Source organism: Nocardioides soli (genome assembly GCF_014191495.1).
GTDB classification, from domain to species: domain Bacteria; phylum Actinomycetota; class Actinomycetes; order Propionibacteriales; family Nocardioidaceae; genus Nocardioides; species Nocardioides soli.
This window is the reverse complement of record NZ_JACHWR010000002.1, coordinates 1,325,905-1,344,941: the sequence shown is the minus strand read 5'-3', so window position 1 is coordinate 1,344,941 and position 19,037 is coordinate 1,325,905. Positions and strand designations below refer to the sequence as shown.

Annotated in this window: 16 protein-coding genes; 5 read left to right on the top strand and 11 right to left on the bottom strand. The window is 73.1% G+C overall.

The window, feature by feature from the left end; genetic code table 11:
* Positions 1-35: 35 nt before the first annotated feature.
* Positions 36-1,109 carry a WD40/YVTN/BNR-like repeat-containing protein gene (locus tag FHU40_RS16710; protein WP_246390629.1) on the bottom strand — a complete coding sequence of 358 codons (1,074 nt, stop codon included), beginning with the start codon at positions 1,107-1,109 and terminating at the stop codon, positions 36-38.
* Positions 1,110-1,189: 80 nt separating this feature from the next.
* On the opposite strand from FHU40_RS16710, the gene FHU40_RS16705 reads away from it, so the two are divergent.
* The 3 genes from FHU40_RS16705 (at position 1,190) to FHU40_RS16695 (ending at position 3,597) form a co-directional block, all read left to right on the top strand.
* Positions 1,190-2,065, top strand: coding sequence for an EamA family transporter (locus tag FHU40_RS16705; RefSeq protein WP_183593366.1), 876 nt, complete (start codon positions 1,190-1,192; stop codon positions 2,063-2,065).
* A gap of 113 nt (positions 2,066-2,178) precedes the next feature.
* Positions 2,179-2,397, top strand: a complete 219-nt coding sequence (locus FHU40_RS16700; protein WP_183593365.1) for a hypothetical protein — start codon at positions 2,179-2,181, stop codon at positions 2,395-2,397.
* A 30-nt stretch (positions 2,398-2,427) separates the two neighbouring features.
* Complete coding sequence (locus FHU40_RS16695; RefSeq protein ID WP_183593364.1) at positions 2,428-3,597, top strand: PQQ-dependent sugar dehydrogenase; 1,170 nt, start codon at positions 2,428-2,430, stop codon at positions 3,595-3,597.
* Here the strand turns inward: FHU40_RS16695 and FHU40_RS16690 are convergent.
* The 8 genes from FHU40_RS16690 to gatC all read right to left on the bottom strand — a co-directional run bounded on the left by FHU40_RS16690 (position 3,584) and on the right by gatC (position 12,723).
* Positions 3,584-4,396, bottom strand: a complete 813-nt coding sequence (locus FHU40_RS16690; protein ID WP_343057897.1) for an ECF transporter S component — start codon at positions 4,394-4,396, stop codon at positions 3,584-3,586. The two genes, FHU40_RS16695 and FHU40_RS16690, sit on opposite strands and share 14 nt — an antisense overlap.
* Entirely contained in the window at positions 4,393-5,958 is a 1,566-nt protein-coding gene (locus tag FHU40_RS16685; RefSeq protein WP_183593363.1) for an ATP-binding cassette domain-containing protein, read from the bottom strand. The genes FHU40_RS16690 and FHU40_RS16685 overlap by 4 nt, the downstream gene beginning before the upstream one ends.
* Positions 5,955-7,052, bottom strand: a complete 1,098-nt coding sequence (locus FHU40_RS16680) for an energy-coupling factor transporter transmembrane component T (RefSeq protein WP_183593362.1) — start codon at positions 7,050-7,052, stop codon at positions 5,955-5,957. Before FHU40_RS16680 ends, FHU40_RS16685 begins: the two co-directional genes overlap by 4 nt.
* Positions 7,052-7,945: a hypothetical protein gene (locus tag FHU40_RS16675; RefSeq protein ID WP_183593361.1), complete on the bottom strand. Its 894-nt coding sequence runs from the start codon at positions 7,943-7,945 to the stop codon at positions 7,052-7,054. The genes FHU40_RS16680 and FHU40_RS16675 overlap by 1 nt, the downstream gene beginning before the upstream one ends.
* A gap of 10 nt (positions 7,946-7,955) precedes the next feature.
* Positions 7,956-8,996, bottom strand: a complete 1,041-nt coding sequence (locus tag FHU40_RS16670; protein WP_183593360.1) for a prenyltransferase/squalene oxidase repeat-containing protein — start codon at positions 8,994-8,996, stop codon at positions 7,956-7,958.
* Between the two features lie 429 nt (positions 8,997-9,425).
* On the bottom strand, positions 9,426-10,919 hold the full coding sequence (gatB, locus tag FHU40_RS16665; protein ID WP_183593359.1) for an Asp-tRNA(Asn)/Glu-tRNA(Gln) amidotransferase subunit GatB: 1,494 nt from the start codon (positions 10,917-10,919) through the stop codon (positions 9,426-9,428).
* Positions 10,916-12,427 (bottom strand): Asp-tRNA(Asn)/Glu-tRNA(Gln) amidotransferase subunit GatA, encoded by a 1,512-nt coding sequence (gene gatA, locus FHU40_RS16660; RefSeq protein WP_183593358.1) that lies wholly within the window; start codon positions 12,425-12,427, stop codon positions 10,916-10,918. Before gatA ends, gatB begins: the two co-directional genes overlap by 4 nt.
* Positions 12,424-12,723 carry an Asp-tRNA(Asn)/Glu-tRNA(Gln) amidotransferase subunit GatC gene (gene gatC / locus FHU40_RS16655; protein WP_183593357.1) on the bottom strand — a complete coding sequence of 100 codons (300 nt, stop codon included), beginning with the start codon at positions 12,721-12,723 and terminating at the stop codon, positions 12,424-12,426. The genes gatA and gatC overlap by 4 nt, the downstream gene beginning before the upstream one ends.
* Before the next feature lie 84 nt (positions 12,724-12,807).
* Between gatC and FHU40_RS29580 the strand changes: the two genes are divergently transcribed.
* Positions 12,808-14,319: a SigE family RNA polymerase sigma factor gene (locus tag FHU40_RS29580; protein ID WP_183593356.1), complete on the top strand. Its 1,512-nt coding sequence runs from the start codon at positions 12,808-12,810 to the stop codon at positions 14,317-14,319.
* Between the two features lie 35 nt (positions 14,320-14,354).
* On the opposite strand, the gene FHU40_RS16645 is transcribed toward FHU40_RS29580, so the two are convergent.
* Together FHU40_RS16645 and ligA are read right to left on the bottom strand one after the other, a co-directional pair.
* Positions 14,355-15,599 carry an HNH endonuclease signature motif containing protein gene (locus FHU40_RS16645; protein WP_183593355.1) on the bottom strand — a complete coding sequence of 415 codons (1,245 nt, stop codon included), beginning with the start codon at positions 15,597-15,599 and terminating at the stop codon, positions 14,355-14,357.
* 490 nt (positions 15,600-16,089) lie between these two features.
* Positions 16,090-18,237, bottom strand: coding sequence for an NAD-dependent DNA ligase LigA (ligA, locus tag FHU40_RS16640; RefSeq protein ID WP_183593354.1), 2,148 nt, complete (start codon positions 18,235-18,237; stop codon positions 16,090-16,092).
* A gap of 179 nt (positions 18,238-18,416) precedes the next feature.
* Here ligA and FHU40_RS16635 point away from each other — a divergent pair, with 179 nt between their 5' ends.
* Entirely contained in the window at positions 18,417-19,034 is a 618-nt protein-coding gene (locus tag FHU40_RS16635) for a TetR/AcrR family transcriptional regulator (protein ID WP_183593353.1), read from the top strand.
* Positions 19,035-19,037 lie beyond the last annotated feature (3 nt).

Sequence of the window (19,037 nt, the reverse complement as noted above, 5' to 3'; positions counted from 1 at the left end):
AGTGCCGTCCGAACGATCCGTCGCTGCCGGTGCCGTCAGATCGCGGCCGCGCGCACGGCCATCACGTCCGGTAGGTCGCTGACGAGCTGGCGCCAGGTGTCTCCCTCGTCGGCCGACCCCCAGACGGCACCGTTGCGGGTGCCGAAGTAGACGCCGGGCGTCCGATGGTCGTCGGCGCACATCGCGTCTCGCATCACCGCGACGTAGAAGGAGTCGGGCAGCCCGGCACCGAGCTCCTCCCAGGTCTCGCCGGCGTCGCGGGACCGCCAGACCCGGGCCTTGCCGTCGACCGGGTGCCTGCCGGCGCTGCCGTCGAGCGGGAACACGTAGACGGTGTCGGGCTCGTGGGGGTGGACCACGATCGGGAACCCGAAGTCGGCGGGCAGGCCGTCGGCGATCGACTTCCAGGTGCCGCCCTCGTCGTCGGAGCGGTAGACGCCGCCGTGGTTCTGCAGGTAGAGGCGCTCGGGCCGAGCCGGGTGACGGGTGATCTTGTGGACGCACTGCCCGAACTCGGGGTACTGCTCGCCCTCGGGGAGGAACTCGGCGCGGATGCCGTGGTTGCGCGCCTCCCACGACGCGCCGCGGTCGCCGGTCTGGTAGACGCCGCCGCTGCTCAGCGCCGCGGTCACCGACCGGGGGTCGTCGGGGTGGGGCAGGATCGTGTGGAACGCCTGGCCGCCGAAGCCGGCGCCCCAGTCGGGCCGGTGCGGGTGGTCCCACAGCGCGCGCTCGAGGGCGAAGGTCTCGCCCCGGTCGGTGGACCGGAAGATCGCGGCCGGCTCGGTGCCGGCGTACACGACCCCCTCCTCGGGGCCGGGCACCAGCTGCCAGACCCGCTCGACGTTGGCCTCGGTGTCGTCGGGGAAGCGCACCGCGCCGTTGGCGGTCTCCTGCCAGGTCGCGCCGAGGTCGTCGGAACGGCGTACCTGCGGGCCGAGCCACATCGACGACGCGCCGGCGAGCAGCCTCGGCGCCGCGCCACGGGTGTCGATCAGGCAGGAGTACACCTCCTCCATGTCGAAGTGCGGGCCCGTGAACGCCCACTCCGCGCGCGACTCGTCCGAGGTACCGAGCCACAGGCCCTTGCGGGTCCCGATCATCAGCATCGTCCGATTGGACTGGGTCCGGTCCGCCATCTCTCGCCTCCCGATCTGCTGGGGTCCACTCTGCCGTCTACATTGACCCGGTGACCACCCGGAACTCATCGCTCCGCCTGGTCTCGCCCGTCTGGCTGGTGCTGGTCGGGATCCTCTCGGTGCAGTTCGGCGCGGGCGTCGCGAAGTCGCTGTTCGACGAGATCGCCCCGACCACGATCGTGTGGCTGCGCCTGGTCACCAGCGCATTCGTGCTGGTGCTGATCGCCCGCCCCGTCCTGCGCGGGCGGTCCCGAGCCGACTGGCTCGCGGCGATCGGCCTCGGGGTCTCGCTCGGGGTCATGAACTGGGCGATCTACCAGTCCTTCCTGCGCATCCCGCTGGGGGTCGCGGTGACGCTCGAGTTCGTCGGACCCCTGACCCTCGCCGTGCTCGGCTCGCGACGGATGCGGGACCTCGTCTGGGTCGCGCTCGCCGCGGTCGGCGTCGCCGTGCTGGGCCTCGCCGGCGGCAGCGGTTCGCTCAACCTCGCCGGCGCCCTGTTCGCGCTGCTGGCCGGAGCGTGCTGGGCGGCGTACATCCTGCTCAGCGGCGCCACCGGCCGGCGCTGGCCCGGCCTCGACGGCCTCGCCGTCGCCTCCGTCGTGGCCACGCTGCTGCTCACCCCGGCGGCCGTCGGCACCGCGGGCGGCGACCTGCTCGACCCGCGCATCCTCGCGCTCGGCGCCGCGGTCGGGCTGCTCTCGTCGGTGATCCCGTACAGCTGCGAGATGGTCGCCCTGCGCACGATCCGGCCGTCGGTCTTCTCCATCCTGATGAGCCTCGAGCCCGCCGCGGCCGCGCTCGCCGGCATCGTGGTGCTCCAGGAGTTCCTGAGCCTCGAGCAGTGGCTCGCCATGGTCTGCATCATCATCGCCTCGGTCGGCGCTACGCGGTCCTCGCGCACCGTCGCGCCCGCTCCGGACTGAGCGCCCCGGCCCCGGCCCGAGTTCACACAACCGTCACACGGCGTTGACCCGCGGGTGTCGGCGCCGCACCTAGCGTGGAGCGCGCCGTCACTCGGACACCCGGAGGAGCCACGATGCACCTGGTAGCACGCCCGGTCTCACGGATGGCGGGCGTGGTGGGCGCCGTACGGCGGTGGCCCGTCGCCTCCCAACAGCGCTCCCGACGCAACGCGATGATCGCCTCGACGGCGCTCGCCCAACGGCGTGCGGAGCGCGACGAGGTGGCGGAGTTCCTGGCCGCGCACGGCCGCGTCGGAGCGTGGGAGGCGGCGGGCCGGGCCGCACACGGCTGAGCGGCTCCCGGCGCCGCGTAGGGTCTCCGTATGAGACGCGTCGCCGCCCTGGCCAGCGTGGCCGTCCTCGTGATCGCCGGACTCGCCGCCTGCGGTGACGACGGCGACGACCGGCCCAGCGAGACGGTCACCGCGACGCCGCAGACGGAGAGCCCGACGAGCGAGGCACCGAGCATCCCGCCGTCGGAGAGCCCGACGGAGGACCCGGGTCCCCCGAAGGTCGTCGACACCATCGCCACCGACCTGGCGACGCCGTGGGGCATCGCGTTCCTGCCGAACGGCGACGCCGTCGTCACCGAGCGCGACAGCACGCGCGTGCTGCTGCTCGAGGCCCCGTCGTACGACGTGCGCACGATCGGCAGCATCGCGGGTGCCGTCGGGCTGGGCGACCTCGGTGGCGAGGCGGGACTGCTCGGCGTCGCGGTGTCGCCGTCGTTCGACCGCGACCGGATGCTGTTCTTCTACTTCAGCACCGACCACGACAACCGCATCGTGAAGGCGCCGCTGCGCGGCGGCCGGCTGGGCACGCCCCGGGTGATCCTCGACGGGATCCCGCAGGGCCACATCCACGACGGCGGGCGACTGGCGTTCGGGCCCGACGGCTACCTCTACGCCTCGACCGGCGAGACCGGCCAGCCCGAGCTCGCCCAGGACAAGGACACGACGGCCGGCAAGATCCTGCGGATCACCGTCGACGGCAAGCCGGCGCCGGACAACCCGTTCCCGAACTCGCCGATCTGGTCCTACGGCCACCGCAACGTGCAGGGCCTCGCCTTCGACTCCGACGGTCGGCTGTGGGCCTCCGAGTTCGGCGACAACCGGTACGACGAGCTCAACCTGATCAAGCCGGGCCACAACTACGGGTGGCCGATGGTCGAGGGCCAAGCCGGTGACCAGGGCGGCGGCGAGGGTCTCACCGACCCGCAGGTCGTGTGGGACACCGACCAGGCCTCCCCGTCGGGCCTCGCCTACCTCGACGGCCACCTCTGGCTCGCGGCGCTGCGCGGCGAGCGGTTGTGGCGCGTCGACGTCGACGGCGGCCGGGCCAGCCACCCGACGGACTTCTTCGTGGGCAGCTACGGCCGGCTGCGCACCGTGGTCGCCGCTCCCGACGGCAACCTGTGGGTCACGACCAGCAACCGCGACGGCCGCGGCGACCCCGCGGAGCACGACGACCGGATCCTGGTCATCCGCCCCTGACGACGCCGGTCACCGTGGCGCGGCGCGCGCCGCGCCGCAGCGTGGCCAGGATGGCGGGACCGAGCACCACGATCGCCACGGCGGTCGTGATCGCGCGGACCGTGTCCCAGCTGCCGGTCGAGGTGAGCAGCGTGTAGACGAGGAACGTGTGCAGGTTGTCCAGCACCGGCGCACCCGGCACGTAGGACAGCGAGCCCTCGTGGCCCTCGACGGCGATGCCGGCGATGAAGGGCCAGCCGGACAGGTTCATGAACAGCCCGAAGAGGTACGACGCCACCACGGCGTACGCCGCCAGCGCCGCGATCTCCACCCGCCCGGTGAGCCGGCGCGGCAGCAGCCCGGCCCCCATGCCGACCCAGGCCGCGCACAGCATCTGGTAGGGCAGCCACGGACCGACGCCGGCGGTCATCAGCGCGGAGGCGAAGAGCGTGGTGCAGCCGAGCACGAAGCCGAAGCCCGGCCCGAACACCCGCCCGCCCAGCACGAGCAGGAAGAACGTGAGCTCGACCCCGGCCGTGCCGGGCGAGACGCCGCGCAGGATCGCACCGGCGGCACTGAGCACGCCGAGGATCGCCAGCACCCGCGGGTCGAGTCCGCCCTCGTTGAGCTCGGCCAGCACCACCGCGATGACGACCGGCAGCAGCGCGAGGAACAGGAACGGCGGGTCGACCCGCTCCCCCGCGCCCGCGCGCAGCAGTAGCGGCCAGCAGAGCATCATCAGCCCGGCGAACGACGCGACACCGAGCACCACGATCGAGCGCGGGGAGATGCGGACGGCGGTGTTCACCGGGGTGCTCACAGTGCCGCCACGACCTCGTCGACGCGCAGCCACGGCGCGCCGAGCACCTTGGTCACCTGCGGCGCGAACGCCGGCGACTCGGCGACCACCCGGCGCACCGGGCCGGAGGACACGACCTCGCCCTCGGCGAGCACCACGACCTCGTCGGCGGCCTGCGCCACGAACTCCACGTCGTGGGTCGCAACCAGCACGGCGTGGCCGTCGTCGGTCAGGCCGCGCAGGATGCCGGCCAGCACGTGCTTGGCCGCGTAGTCGAGACCCCGGGTCGGCTCGTCGAGCAGCAGCAGCCGCGGGCGCGAGACCAGCACCAGCGCCAGGGCGAGCGCGAGCCGCTGCCCCTCCGAGAGGTCCCGCGGATGCTGGTCCCCCGGGATGGCGGGCACCAGCCGGTCCAGCAGCGCCCGGCAGGCGCCGCTGCCGCCGTCGGCGGCCGCGCACTCCTCGTCGACGGTCTCCAGATAGAGCAGGTCCGCCGCGTTCTGCGGCACCAGGCCCACGAGCGCGCGGCGGGCGGCCGGCGCGAGGTCGGCCGGGTCGCTGCCGTCGACGTCCACCCGGCCCGACGTACGCCGTCCGCTGCCCTGCACCGCCCACAGCAGGGACGACTTGCCCGAGCCGTTGCGGCCCATCAGCGCGGTGACCCGCCCGGCGCCCAGCTCGAGATCGAGGCCCCGCACCGCGGCCGTCCGGCCGTGCACGACGTCGAGGCGGCGTACCACGGCGGCGGCGGTCGTCGCCGGCTCCCCGTCGACCGACGGCGGGTCGAGGCGCAGCTCGCGGGCGCGGCGGCGGGCGTCGCGGACGCTGAGCGGCAGCGGGCTCCAGCCGGCGGCCCGGCCGAGCTCGACGATCGGCGGCACCACCGGCGAGGTCACCAGCAGCTCACCGGGCTCGCCGACGGTGACCCGGCCGTCTCCGGCGAGCAGGCACATCCGGTCCACGAACGGGATCACCCGCTCGAGCCGGTGCTCGGCCAGCAGCACCGAGACGCCGAGGTCGTGGACCAGCCGGGTCAGCGTCGCGAGCACCTCCTCGGCCGCGGTCGGGTCGAGGGCGGAGGTCGGCTCGTCGAGCACGAGCAGTCGCGGGTGCATGGTCAGCACCGACCCGATCGCCACCCGCTGCTGCTGGCCGCCGGACAGCGTCCGCAGATCGCGGTGGCGCAGGTCCGCGATGCCGAGCAGGTCGAGCGTCTCCTCGACCCGGCGGCGCATCGTCTCGGGCGGCAGCCCGAGCTGCTCCATGCCGTAGGCGAGCTCCTCCTCGACGGTGTCGGTGACGAAGCCGGCGGCGGGGTTCTGCCCGACGTAGCCGATCGCGTGGGCCCGCTCCCGCGGCGGGGTGCGCACGATGCTGACGCCGTCGAGCAGCACGTCGCCGTCGAGCGTGCCGCCCGAGAAGCGCGGGACCAGGCCGGTGACGATGCCGAGCAGCGTCGACTTCCCGACCCCCGTCGGGCCGGACACCAGCACCAGCTCGCCCTCGTCGACGACCAGGTCGACGTCGCTCAGCACGGGGCCGACGTCGTCGTATCCGAAGCGGATGTCACGCAGCTCGATCACGCGGCGACCTCCTCGCGGGTCGGTACGACGACCGCCGGGCGGGACTGCGGCGGCGAGCACAGCGGCCCGAGCAGCGCCACCGCGCCGACGGCGAGCGCGACCGCGCTGAGCGTGGGGAAGGCGTCGAGCGGCGGGTAGGCGACGGCGAGCTGGTTCCGGCTGATCCACAGACCCAGCGCGCCGACCACGACGCCGGAGGCGACCACGGCCGTCTCGGGCCAGCGCCACGGATCGGGCCGGTAGCGGGTGCGCTCGACGCGGCGGCCGGCGCTGAGCAGACCCGCGACCGCCGCCACGACGCCGAGGCCCAGCATCGGCAGCGCGAGCAGCCGGGGTGCGGTGCGGTCGAGCACGGCGTACGTGCCGACGCAGATGCCGACGAGCCCGGCGAGCATCAGGGCACCGGTGACCCGGCGCTGGGCGCGGGTGGCGCCGCCGGCGCGGCCGTAGCCGCGGGTGTCCATGCCGGCCGCGAGCGCGAGCGAGCGCTCGAACGCGTCCTCCAGCACCGGCACCAGCAGCCGCCGCAGCCGCCCGACCCGACCGGTCTCTCCCGCGCGCAGCGCCTGCGCGGCGCGTACCCGGCGCACGCTGTCGGCGAACTGCGGCAGCACGGTGACGGCCACGACCAGCGCGGTGCCGATCTCGTAGAGGGCGGGCGGCACGGACCGCAGCAGCCGCTTGGGGTTCGCCAGCGAGTTGGCGGCGCCGACGCAGATCACGATGGTCGCGAGCCGCAGCCCGTCGTACAGCGCGAACAGCAGCCCCTGCACGTAGAGCGGTCCGAGCAGCGTGATGCCGGCGACCCAGTCGGGCAGCGGGATCTCGGGGAGGTCGAGCAGCACCCGGCCGCCGAACCAGCCGCCGAAGACCACCCGGAACGCCACCCGGACCACGATGATCGCCACCCCGAGCCAGACGTAGAGGCGGAACGACCGGCCCCAGGACTGGTCCGAGCGGCGGCGCAGCGAGACCACCAGCGACGCGACGCCGACCAGCATCAGCAGGATCAGCGGATTGGTCGTGAACGACGCGGCCATCGCGAGTCCGACCGCCCACAGCCACCAGGCCACCGGGTGGAGGTCGCGTGGCATCAGCTCGGGTCCCGGCGCCGGCGTACGACGGCCACGGCCGCGACGGCCGCGAAGAGCACCGCGACCACGACCGGTCCGACCCAGGCGGGCAGACCCCCGTCGGACCCGTCGGGCTCGGCCGACGCCGGCTCGGGTGTCGCGCTCGCCGGCTCGCTCACCGGCTCGCTCGACGGCTCGCTCGCCTTGGTCGTGTTCGTGGGCGTGGGCCTGGTCGTGGGCTTGGGCTTGGTGGTCCGCTGGTCCGTCGGCTTCGGGGACGGCGTGGTGCCGGACCCTGCGTCGGCCGGCTCGGTGGGCGTGGCGGTCGCCGACGGGGTGGCCGCGCTCGTCGGCTTCGGCTTGGCGGTTGGCTTGCTGACCGGCTTGTCGGTCCGCTTGTCGGTCGGCTTCCGGGTCGGCCGTGCCGTCGGCGTCGACCGCGCGTGCACCGCGGGTGCGACGCCCGGCTGGGACCGGCCGGAGCCGCCGATCCACGACAGCGCCACCGAGCCGCCGTCCGGCACCGTCAGCGAGCCCACGCCGAGGGTGGAGTAGGTCCAGTTGCGCGTCGAGCCGTCGGACCAGTAGAGCCCCCAGTACGCGTCGGCCGGTGGCGTGTTCACGCACGAGTCCGACGCCGGCTGGCCCGAGACCCGGCAGACGAACCCCGGCTGGCGCTGCACGAACGTGAGCGGGAAGCCGGCCGCCCCGAGGAGGGTGGCCGCGCTCTTCCCGCCGCCGTCGGCGACACACCCGCTCTGCAGGCCGCCGCCGAGCTCGTGGAAGTCGACGACCACGCTGACGCCGTCGGCGCTGGAGCAGCCGGCCGCCGCGGCCGGCCCGGAGGGCAGCACCAGTGCCGTCGCCGCCACCACGAGGGCGGCGACGGCGACCTGGAGTGCCCGCCGAGCCATCAGGGCCTGCTCAGCAGCCCGGCCGGCCCAGGCCGGGTGCGGCCTGGGCGGTGGAGCGCCGCCACTGGTCGAGCGTGTCGGCGGAGACCCCGGCCTTCAGCGCGGCCTTGTCGTAGGCGACCGCGCCGTTCTTGCGCTGGAGCTTGCGCACCCAGGCCGCGGCCTGCTTCGCCGCCCCGCACTCACCGCCCTGGGCGAGCGCCCACGCGGCGAGTCCGGTGCTGTTGGCGTTCGGCGCCTTGGTGCTCGGGCCGCCGCCGAAGCCGCCGTCGCGGGCCTGGGTGCGGGCGAGCCACGCGAGCGCCGAGGCGATCGACTTCCGCACCTGCGCCGACGGCTTGTCGATCGACTGGAGCCCGACCACGGCGATCGCGGTGGCGTCGGTGTCCGGCGCCCGGTCCTTCTTCTTCGCCGCGCCGTCGCAGGTCTGGTCCGACGCGTCGGCGTCCGCGAAGTACAGGCGGAAGAAGCCGGCCTCGCACTGCTGCGCCAGCAGGAACCGCACCGCGGCCTTGGCCTTCTTCGAGCCCGCGTTGGTCAGCCCGGCCGCGGCGTACGCCTGTCCGAGGGTGTTGGCGTAGTCGGTCTCCGAGGTCTTGTCCCGGAGCCGTCCGACGGTCCCCTTCTCGGAGCTGATCCGGCCGTTGAGCCGCTTCACGAGGTTGACGTCGCCGAAGTCCTTCGGGTTCGCGCCGGCCGTCTGGGCGAACACGAGCGCCTTCGCGACCGAGCCCGCGTAGACGTCGCTGCTGCCGAAGTCGACACCGGTGGTCCAGCTGTCGACGTTCGTAGCCAGCGCGCGCGACACCTGCTTGACGGCCTTGCGGTGTCCACCGACCGCGACCAGCGCCATCCCGGTGTCGGCGGTCAGGCCGTAGTCGTCGAAGTCGTAGACGTCGTTGTGGATCAGTCCGCCGGTGAGCTGCTTCTCGAGCCAGTTCCCGGCACGGTCGGCCGGGGCGGCCGAGGCGGTGCCGGTCGCACCGACGGTCAGGCCGAGCGCGAGCGCTCCGGAGGCGAGCGCCGCGACGAGGCGAGGCATGCGAATCATGGGTTTCCTTCCCGCTGCTCCAGCGGGAGGCCCGGGGCCCTTGCCCGGTGGCCACCCGCTGTTTTCCACGACAGCGTGTGATCAGGACGCGTCGTGACGGGTGCTCCGGCTCGCTGCCTCCACGGCGGAAGGCGGCCTACGGTTGCGGGTCAGCGCCGGACTCGGACCGGCTTCCCCCACCACGGGCGTGCAGTTGTGTGTGCCCCGGCAGCATATCCCGCGCGCGCCGCGACGCCGCCCCGTGTCCGCGCCGCCGTGCGGCGGTGAGCAGGCAACCATCCGGCCCGGCGAAACGGTTGCAGGCTCACCGCCGATCGGTCGACCTGCAGCCCGGCGGTGGCCCAGCAACCATCCGGCCCGGCGAAACGGTTGCAGGCTCACCGCCGGCCGGCACGGCCCGGCATACCCGGCCCAGGGTCAGGCCCAGGATCAGGAGAGCTTCTCCAGGATCAGCTCGCGAACGCGACCCGCGTCGGCCTGACCGCGCATCTCCTTCATCACCGCGCCGATCAGCGCACCGGCCGCGGCGACCTTGCCGTCGCGGATCTTGTCGGCGACGTCGGGGTTCGCGGCGATCGCGTTGTCGACGGCGGTCGAGAGCGCACCGTCGTCGGAGACGATCGCGAGCCCGCGGGCGGCGACGATCTCGTCGGGGGTGCCCTCGCCTGCGAAGAGCCCGTCGAAGACCTGGCGGGCGAGCTTGTCGTTGAGGCTGCCCTCGTCGACCAGGGCCTGCACCCGGGCGACGTCGGCCGGGGTCACCGGCAGCGCGTCGACGAGCACGCCCTGCTCGTTCGCCCGGCGCGCGAGCTCGCCGAGCCACCACTTGCGGGCGGCCTGCGGCGTGGTGCCGGCGGCGATGGTCTGCTCGATCACGTCGAGCGCCCCCGCGCCGACGGTGTCGCGCATCTCCAGGTCGGAGAAGCCCCACTCGGCCTGCAGCCGGGCCCGGCGCGCGGTCGGGTTCTCGGGCAGCGTGCCGCGCAGCTCCTCCACCCACTCCCGGCTCGGCGCCACGGGCACCAGGTCGGGCTCGGGGAAGTAGCGGTAGTCCTCGGCGTCGGACTTCTCACGCCCGCTCGTGGTGACGCCGGTGTCCTCGTGCCAGTGCCGGGTCTCCTGGAGGATCTTCTCCCCCGCGTCGAGCACCGCCGCGTGGCGCGACATCTCGTAGCGCACCGCCCGCTCGACCGAGCGCAGCGAGTTGACGTTCTTGGTCTCGGTGCGGGTACCGAGGGTGCCGGAGCCCTTCGGCGACAGCGAGAGGTTCACGTCGGCGCGGATCGAGCCCTGGTCCATCCGCGCGTCGGACACCCCGAGCGCGACGATCAGGTCCCGCAGCTGCGCGACGTACGCCCGCGCGACGTCGGGCGCCTTCGCCCCCGCGCCCCGGATCGGCTTGGTGACGATCTCGATGAGCGGGATGCCGGCGCGGTTGTAGTCGACCAGCGAGTGGTCGGCGCCGTGGATGCGACCGGTGGCGCCGCCGACGTGCAGCGACTTGCCGGTGTCCTCCTCCATGTGGGCGCGCTCGATCTCGACCCGGAAGGTCTCGCCGTCGACGTCGACGTCCATGTAGCCGTCGAAGCAGATCGGCTCGTCGTACTGGGAGGTTTGGAAGTTCTTCGGCATGTCCGGGTAGAAGTAGTTCTTCCGCGCGAACCGACACCACTCCGCGATGTCGCAGTTGAGCGCCAACCCGATCCGGATCGCCGACTCGACGGCCTTGCCGTTGACGACGGGCATCGCGCCCGGCAGCCCCAGGCAGGTCGGGCAGACCTGGGTGTTCGGCTCCGCACCGAACTCGGTCGGGCAGCCGCAGAACATCTTCGAGTTGGTGTTGAGCTCGACGTGGACCTCCAGGCCCAGGGCGGGGTCGTACGTCGCGAGCACGTCGTCGAAGGCGACCAGGGTGTCCGTCATGACAGCTTCTCCTCGGGGGGAACGAGCGGGCCGCCCCACTGCTCGAGCAACGCCGCCTCGAGGGCGGCGCCGACCCGGTAGCAGCGGTCGTCGGCGAGCGCCGGCGCCAGGATCTGGAAGCCGGTCGGCAGGCCGTCCTCGTCGGCCAGGCCGCTGGGCACCGAGATGCCGGGCACACCCGCGAGGTTGGCCGGGATCGTCGCGAGGTCGTTGAGGTACATCGCCATCGGGTCGTCGAGCTTCGCCCCCAGCTTGAAGGCCGTCGTCGGTGCCGTCGGTGAGACCAGCACGTCGGCGCGCTCGAACGCCGCGTCGAAGTCGCGCGAGATCAGCGTGCGCACCTTCTGGGCCTGGCCGTAGTAGGCGTCGTAGTAGCCACTGGACAGCGCGTAGGTGCCCAGGATGATCCGGCGCTTGACCTCGTCGCCGAAGCCGGCGTCGCGGGTCGCGCGCATCACCTCCTCGGCGCTCGCGTCCGCCTCCGGCCAGACGCGGAGGCCGTAGCGCATCGCGTCGAACTTCGCGAGGTTGCTCGACGCCTCCGCGGGCAGGATCAGGTAGTAGGTCGCGAGCGCGTGCACGAAGCTCGGGCAGGAGACCTCGACGACCTCGGCGCCGGCCTTGACCAGCAGGTCGACCGACTCCTGGAACCGGGCCAGCACTCCGGCCTGCCACCCGCTCAGCCCTCCTTCCTGGCGAGACATCTCGGTGATCACACCGACCCGCAGGCCGGACAGGTCGCCGGCCGCGCCCCGCTTCGCCGCCTCGACCAGCGCGGGCAGCGGCTGGTCGATGCTGGTCGAGTCGAGCGGGTCGTGGCCGCCGATCACCTCGTGCAGCAGGGCGGAGTCGAGCACGGTCCGGGTGACGGGGCCGGCCTGGTCGAGGGAGTTCGCCAGCGCGACGAGGCCGTAGCGCGAGACCCCGCCGTAGGTGGGCTTCACGCCGACGGTGCCGGTCACGGCGCCCGGTTGGCGGATCGAGCCGCCGGTGTCGGTGCCGATCGCGAGTGGCGCCTCGAAGGCGGCCACCGCCGCGGCCGAGCCGCCACCGGAGCCGCCCGGGATCCGGTCCAGGTCCCAGGGGTTGCGCGTCGGGCCGTACGCCGAGTGTTCGGTCGAGCTGCCCATCGCGAACTCGTCCATGTTGGTCTTGCCGAGGATCGGCAGCCCGGCCGCCTTGAGGCGGCGCACGACGGTCGCGTCGTACGGCGGGATCCAACCCTCGAGGATCTTCGAGCCGCAGGTGGTCGGCAGGCCCTCGGTCGCAAGCACGTCCTTGACCGCGATCGGCACCCCGTCGAGCGCGGACCGTGTCGCGCCCGCGGCACGGCGGGCGTCGGACTCCGCGGCCTGCGCGAGCGCGCCCTCGGCGTCGACGTGCAGGAAGGCGTGGACGGCCCCGTCGACCTCGGCGATCCGGTCGAGGTGGGCCTGGGTGGCCGCGACGGAGGTCGTCTCGCCCGCGGCGAGCGCGGCGGCCAGCTCGGCGGCGGTCCTGGTGATCACTGCTCCTCCCCCAGGATCCGCGGGACCGAGAAGCGCTGCTCCTCGACCGCCGGGGCGCCCGACAGCGCCTGCTCGGGCGTGAGGCCCGGCGTCACGACGTCCTCGCGGAAGACGTTCGTGAGCGGCAGCGCGTGGGAGGTCGGCGGCACGTCGTCGCCGGCGACGCCGCTGATCGAGGCGACCGACTCGAGGATCACCGACAGCTGGGGCGCCAGGTGGTCGAGCTCGTCGTCGGACAGGTCGATCCGGGCGAGGTTCGCCAGGTGGGCGACCTCGGCTCGGGTGATCTCAGGCATGGTGCCAATCCTAGGAGAGACTGCCTCCACCCAACCGATCGGGCCGACGCCGCATCTTCCCCGGTGACCGCTCGAGGAGGACCGATGGCGAGAACCATGACGGACGAGGAGTTCACCGAGTTCGTCCACGCGGCGTGGCCGAGGCTCTACCGCACGGCGTACCTGATGCTGGGCGACCACCAGCTCGCCGAGGACCTGACCCAGACCGCGCTGGCGAAGACCTACGCGTCGTGGCGCAGGGTGCAGGACCCGGCCGCGGCGCCTGCGTACGCGCGGGTGGTGCTGGCGAACACGGCCGCTTCCTGGTTCCGCCGCCGCTCGTGGCGCAACGAGCACCCGACCGAGGTGCTCCCCGACGCCGGCGTCGACCACGACCCGAGCACGCGCACCGCCGTCGTCGACGCGCTGGCGACGCTCGCGCCGCGCCAGCGTGCTGTGGTCGTGCTGCGCTACTACGACGACCTCAGCGTGCGCGAGGTCGCCCACGCCCTCGGCATCTCCGAAGGCACCGTCAAGAGCCAGACCTCCGACGCGCTCGCGCGGCTGCGGTCGCTGCTCGACGACGAGGTCGTCCCGCCGGCCCCCGCCGACGACGTGCTCGCCGACGGGCGGGCGATCCGGCGTCGCCGCCGCACGACCACCGCGGTCGTCGGGGCCGTCGTCGCTCTCGTCGCCCTCGCCAGCGGGACCGCCCTCCTCGGCCGCGATCGCACCGATCGCACCCCGGAGCCGGCTCGACCGACCGACCAGCAGGCGTACGAGCAGCGCGGCGCCTGGGCGCAGGGCGACGAGCTGCACGTCGGCAACCACACCGCAGTCGTCCCCGGGCTCGCCCAGCTCAGCTACACCTCCGCCGGCGTCGTTGCCCGAGCCACCGACGGATACGTGCTGGCCACTCCCGCCGGCGATGTCGAGCCGCTCGACCTGGACCTCGTCACCGGCGGCCTCGGCATCCCCGACGTGGCGACGGACCCCGGGACGCCGAACCTCGGCTACGTCCGCGACACGGGAGATGGTCGCGGCCAGGCCGTGGTGCGGGACCTCGCCACCGGCTCCGAGACCGAGGTCGGGACGCCGTTCCGCATCGGCGACTCCGATCTCGGGCGGGCCCACTGGCTCTCGGGCGACCTGTTCGCCTATGCCGGCGGGAACGGTGGGGTGGTCGTCGACTGGCGCACCGGGGAGCCGGCACGGCGTCCCCCGGGATGGTGGCAGGCCGCGGGGATATCGGTCGACTTCGACCCCACGACCGCCGGCTGGACCCTGACCACGTTCGCGGGAGGCCCGCTGCTGACCGTGGCCGGCGACCGGGCGAGCAGCTACGGAGCACTCTCCCCCGACGGCCGGTACTTCCTGGCCGCGACCACCGTCCCGGGGATGACCGTCTACGACGTCCGCAGCGGGGAGGAGACCGGGTTCGAGAGCCGCGCCGCCCTCGGCTACGGCTGGACGCCCGACGGCCATCTGATCGGCAGGGCACCGGGTCGTGACGAGATTGAGATCTGCGATCCCGTCACCGCCGGCTGCGAGGACATCGGCGCCAGCTCCACGTCTGGGCTCACGCTCGTCGCGGGCACCCCGGGGCGGCCGCTCTAGGGTGCGTCTCGCGCAGGCGGTCGGTGACGGGGCCGTCACGTGCGTCGGTGGAACTGGATCTTGCCGGTGGGGAGGTAGGTGGTCTGGTAGGTGGGGTCGTGGATGAGGGTGTGGTGCCAGGCGCAGAGGGATGCGCTGTCGGTGAGGTTGGTGTGGCCGCCGTCGGTCCAGTGCTGTTGGTGGTGGGCGTGGAGTCCGGTGGTGCGGTCGCAGCCCTCGGCGCGGCAACCGCGGTCGCGCAGGAACATGGCGATGCGCTGGTGCTCGGTGTGGTACCGGCTCCGTCTCCCGAGGTCGAGCGGGACCGAGGCACTGCCGAGGACGGCGGGAATGATCCCGGCCTCGCACGCCAGCCGCCGTGCCATGGCGGGGCTGATGCGGTCGCCGGTGTCCAGGACGCCGGCCTTCTCCAGGCGGCCGGTCAGGGTGTCTTCGTCGATGACCACCACGACGGTGGCGTTCACCCCGCCGGTGGTCGGGAGTCGGTCGACCGGGTAGCGCTCGATCAGCTCGCACAACGCCCGGCCGAGTGCTTCGGGTCCGGGTCGGCGTTCGATGCCGGGGCCCTGGGTGGCCGCCAGGTGCTTGGGTGCGGCCAGCGCCATCAGCATCTTCTTGAGGGCGGCGGCGTGGTAGGTCGGCAGCACGAACCGGCCCCGAGTCTTCCCGTCGCCGTCGTCGACCATCGTCAGCGAGCAGGCCCGCAGCGCGGCCGCCTCCTGCCGTTGCAGGATCTCGGCCTCGTGGGCGTCGGCCTCGCATGGGGCGATGACCTCCCACAGCCGCCGCCCCAGCCGCCCCAACGCCTTCGCGTCGTGATACCGGGCCTCGGCGAGCAGGTGCGCCTCGGCCTTGGCGAGGGTCTCGGGGCCGAGGTCGGTGGGGAGCTGGTCGACCCACCGGATGACGACCCGCGCCCGCTCGACGTCGACCTCCCCGGCCGCCAGCGCCTCACGGGTCGACGCGTGGGCCTCGAGGTCGTGGCCGAGCCGCACCGCGCCGTACGCGGCCGCACGGGTGGTCTTGGTCTGGTGGGCCAGCCAGTTCGCCGCCGACGAGGCACCCACGTCCTGGCCGACGTGGATCGCGTCGGCGTGCGCGGCGACCCGGGCCTGCAGTTCGGCGACCTGCGCGGCCAGCCGGGTCAGCTCGACCAGCGTGGCCCCGGCCTCGGCGGGGTCCATGGACCACACCGACGCATCGGCCACGGCGTCGGCGAGGTCGCGCATCTGCGCGGTCGTCGTCGACACCCGGTGTCGCGGCGTGGCCTGTGCTGTCATGCCACCTACTCAAGCACCGACCACCGACACTGGAAGGCCGGATTCCCCTTGTTCCACAGGGTTCTGGGTCACGAACAGGTCACGATCCGGGGCGCCTTTCCACACCGGATCGTGACCTGTGGAGGGTGGTTTCGAGGCTCGGGCCTGGCGGCCCTCGCACCTCAACCACCGTGTCCCGGCGCGGGTGGTTTCGAGACAGGCGCCAGCGCGCCTTCCTCAACCACCGTGACCCCCGGCGACGGTGGTTGAGGAGGTTGCGCTAGCAACCGTCTCGAAACCACCACGACCAACGCGACCCGGCCCCGACCACAGCCCCGCGCACCGACGGGTGGTTTCGAGACAGGCGCTAGCGCGCCTTCCTCAACCACCGTGCTCGGCGACGGTGGTTGAGGTGCGACGAGCGCCAGCGAGGAGCCTCGAAGCCACCACCAACGCGACAAGGCCGACCGCAGGTCGCGACGCGGGGCAGATGGTTCCGAAGCTCCGCCAGCTAGTCCGCCGGGAGCGCCTCGGGGCCCTTCTCCAGCAGCGCCTTGAAGCCGTCCTCGTCGAGGATCGGGACGCCGAGCTGCTCGGCCTTGTCGGCCTTGGAGCCGGCGTTGTCGCCGACCACGACGTAGTCGGTCTTCTTCGACACCGAGCCGGACGCCTTGCCGCCCCGGGACACGATCGCCTCCTTGGCCGAGTCGCGGCTGAAGTCGACCAGGGACCCGGTGACCACGACCGTCAGGCCCTCCAGGGTCCGGACCACCGACTCGTCGCGAGCGTCGGCCATGCGCACGCCGGCGCGCTCCCACTTCTCGACGATCTCGACGTGCCACGGCACCTGGAACCAGGCGATCACGGCCTCGGCGATCGTCGGGCCGACGCCCTCGGCGGCGGCCAGCTGCTCCTCGGCCGCGGCCCGGATCGCCGCCATCGAGCCGAACTCGGTGGCCAACGCGCGGGCCGCGCTCGGCCCGACGTGCCGGATCGAGAGCGCGACCAGGACCCGCCACAGCGGCACGTCCAGACGGTCGCCGAGGTTGTCCAGGAGCCGCTGGCCGTTGGCTGAGAGGACACGTTCACCCTCCTCGTCCTTCTTGGCCGCCCGGGTGAAGAGCTCGGTCCGCAGCAGGTCGGCCGCGGTGAGCCCGAACACGTCGCCCTCGTTGGCGATCACCCCGGCGTCGAGCAGCGCGGTGGCCGCCTCGTAGCCGAGCCCCTCGATGTCGAACGCGCTCCGGCCGGCGACGAAGAACACCCGTTCGCGGACCTGGCCCGGGCACCTCTCGTGGTTGGGGCAGCGCAGGTCCTTGTCGCCCTCCTTCTGCTCGGCGAGCTCGGTGCCGCACGAGGGGCACTGCGTCGGCATCACCCATTCGGGCAGGCCCTCGGGGCGCAGCGCCAGGACCGGGCCCAGGATCTCCGGGATCACGTCGCCGGCCTTGCGCAGAATCACGGTGTCGCCGGGGCGCACGTCCTTGCGCTTCACCTCGTGGCCGTTGTGCAGCGTGGCGTTCTCGACGGTCGAGCCGGCGACCCGGGTCGGCTCCATCACGCCGTACGGCGTGACGCGGCCGGTACGACCGACGTTGACGCGGATCTCGAGCAGCTTGGCGTTGACCTCCTCGGGCGGGTACTTGAACGCGATCGCCCAGCGCGGCGCCCGGCTGGTCGAGCCGAGCCGGCGCTGGAGCGACACGTCGTCGACCTTCACGACGACGCCGTCGATCTCGTAGGGGACGATCGTGTGCCGGTGGGCGCCGGCGTTCTCGATGTAGGCCTCGACCTCCTCGAGCGTCGCCACCACCCTCACCTGGTCGGAGATGGGCAGGCCCCAGGCGCGCAGGGCCTCGTAGGAGTGCGACTGCGCCTCCGGCTCGAAGCCGCGGCGCTCCCCGAGCCCGTGGCACACCATGCCCAGCGCCCGGGTAGCGGTGACCCGCGGGTCCTTCTGCCGCAGCGACCCGGCGGCGGAGTTGCGCGGGTTGGCGAACGGCGCCTTGCCGGCCTCGAGCAGCGAGTCGTTGAGCCGTTCGAAGGCCTCGACGGGCAGGAACACCTCGCCGCGCACCTCGACCAGGTCGGGCACGGGGAACTCGTCGGTGCCGGTGAGGCGGTGTGGCACCGACGCGATCGTCTTCACGTTGGGCGTCACGTCCTCGCCCGTGGTGCCGTCTCCCCGGGTGAGCGCGCGGACCAGGCGGCCGCCCTCGTAGAGCAGGTTGATCGCCAGGCCGTCGACCTTGAGCTCGCACAGCAGGGCCGGCTGCTCGATGCCGTCGCGACCGAGCCGGGCGTACCAGCTCTCCAGCTCCTCGTAGGAGAAGGCGTTGTCGAGGCTCTCCATGCGACGTAGGTGGTCGACCGCGGTGAACTCGGTGGAGACCGCGCCCCCGACCTTCTGGGTCGGCGAGTCCGGCGTCCGCAGCTCGGGGAACTCCTCCTCGAGCGCCTCCAGCCGGCGCAGCCGCTTGTCGAAGTCGGCGTCGTCGATCGTCGGACTGTCGAGCACGTAGTAGCGCCAGCGCGCCTCCTCGACCTCCTCGGCCAGGAGGCGGTGCTCCTCCCGGACGTCTGCGGGCGCCGCGTCGACCTGGGTCTCGGTGTGAGTCTCGACCTGACTGCCGGAAGGGGGCTCGACGGGAGTGCTCATGTCCGCATTCTGCCGGGCCGCACCGACGTCGGCTCCGGGGGCGGGAGCCGGTCCGGGAAGAAATCCGAGAAAAATCGACTTGGGCGGAATGAACCCGCCGACCTACGCTGTTCCGGATGAAACGAAACCGTTTCGTTTCATCCAGGTGAACCACCGACGAACAGCACGAGGACCACGCGATGACCCCCCGCACCGAACGCCCCCGCATCGAGGGTGACCGCGAGCAGGAGATCCTCGACGCGACCCTCCAGGTGCTCGCCGAATCCGGCTACGACCGGCTGACGATGGACGCCGTCGCCGCTCAGGCCAAGGCGTCCAAGGCCACGCTCTACCGGCGGTGGACCAACAAGGTCAGCCTCGTGATCGAGGCGCTCCAGCACATGAAGGGCTTCGAGGAGCTGCCCGACACCGGGTCGCTCCGCGGCGACCTGCAGGCGGCGTTCTGCGGCATCGGCGGGCTCGCCGACACCCAGGCGGTGGCCACCTTCGCGAGCGTGCTGACCGCCATCTCCCGCGACGCCGACTTCGCCGCAGCCTTCCGCCGCGACTTCGTCGGGCCCAAGATCGCGGCCTCGCGCCTGCTCTGGGAACGTGCCCGCGAGCGCGGCGAGCTGCGGGACGGCCTCGATCTCGATCTCTTCGAGCCCGCCCTGGCCGGGATCGTCCTGCACCGCATGTTCGTGATGGGCGAGCTCCCCGACCCCGACGTGATCACTCGTGTGATCGACCAGATCATCCTGCCGGCCGCGATCCGCGGTCCGGCCACTCCGCACGACTCCCACCCCGAGTCCGACTAGGAA